The organism is Sphingomonas endophytica, from assembly GCF_001476895.1.
Classification (GTDB): Bacteria; Pseudomonadota; Alphaproteobacteria; order Sphingomonadales; family Sphingomonadaceae; genus Sphingomonas; species Sphingomonas endophytica_A.
The window spans coordinates 1-1,270 of record NZ_LDTB01000095.1; the positions used below are offsets into that span (position 1 = coordinate 1).

Here is a 1,270-nt window from a genome sequence, read left to right on the forward strand (position 1 = left end):
GGGACTGTCAGGAATTTTGTGCGGGAGGCCGGTTATCGTCAGATGACGAACCGCTCACCGAAGATCACGGCGAACTGGCTTTTGGCCTCACCCCATTCACGCGGTGGACGTTTCCATTCGTCGGCCGCGTGATTGAGCACGAGGTATAGCAGTTTCATCGCGGCATCGTCACCGGGGAAATGGCCGCGGGTTCGGACGGCACGGCGGATCTTCGAGTTCAGAGCCTCGATGGCGTTCGTGGTGTAGATGATCCGGCGGACGCCCTCGGGAAAGGCGAAGAACGGGATCACCTGGTCCCAGTGTCGCCGCCAGCTCATGGCGATGGCCGGGTGTTTCTGGCCCCAGGGGCCTTCCTCGAACGCCTCCAGCGCCGCCATGCCGGCTTCCGGCGTCTCGGCGCGGTAAACGCCGCGCAGCGCCTGGGCGATGAACTTGCGCTCCTTCCAGGACGCAAAGCTCATGCTGTTGCGGATTAGATGGACAATGCAGGTCTGGACGATGGCCTCGGGGAAGACGGCGTTGATCGCCTCCGGGAACCCCTTCAGGCCATCGACGACAGCGATCAGGATGTCGGCGACGCCGCGGTTCCTGAGCTCGTTCATGACGCGCAACCAGAATTTGGCACCCTCGGTATGTTCGATCCAGATGCCGAGCACCTCCTTGGTGCCGTCCGGCTGAATGCCCAGCGCGATGTACACCGCCTTGTTGCGGACGAACCCCTCGTCGCGGATCTTCACCCGGATCGCATCGAAAAACACCAGCGGATAGCAGGTGTCGAGCGGCCGCCCCTGCCATTCGGCAACCGCCTCCAGCACCGCATCGGTCACGCTCGATATCAGGTCGGGCGAGACATCGATCCCGTACAGTTCCTCAAGATGTCCGCGGATCTCGCGCACCGTCATGCCGCGTGCGTACATCGAGACGATCTTGTCGTCGAAGTCGGGAAAACGGCGCTGGTATTTGGCGATGAGCTTGGGGTCGAACGTCCCCGCCCGGTCGCGCGGCACGTCCAGCGTCACCTTCGACGTCCCCGTCAGCATCGTCTTCCTCGACGACCCGTTGCGCCGGTTAACGGTGCCTGCGGCGCCTTCGTTTTCCAGATGGTCGTCGAGCTCCGCCGACAGCATCCGCTCCGACAGCGCCTTCTTCAGTTCGTCAAGCAAACCGTCTTTGGCGAACAGCTCCTCTGGGTCACGACCAGCCAGAAGCTGGTCCAGCACGTCCTTGTCGATTGCCATACCGATGGTCCCTTCCATTCCATCCTATGGCC

Annotated in this window: 1 protein-coding gene; it reads right to left on the reverse strand. The window is 62.5% G+C overall.

The genetic code is table 11. The annotated features are described in order from the left end of the window. Positions 1 to 38 precede the first annotated feature (38 nt). Positions 39 to 1,238, reverse strand: coding sequence for an IS256 family transposase (locus NS334_RS16105; protein ID WP_058756966.1), 1,200 nt, complete (start codon positions 1,236 to 1,238; stop codon positions 39 to 41). Positions 1,239 to 1,270 lie beyond the last annotated feature (32 nt).

Bases quoted from the DNA above. Each gene is read 5' to 3' on its own strand.
- NS334_RS16105 (WP_058756966.1), bottom strand. From the start codon at position 1,238: ATGGCAATCGACAAGGACGTGCTGGACCAGCTTCTGGCTGGTCGTGAC.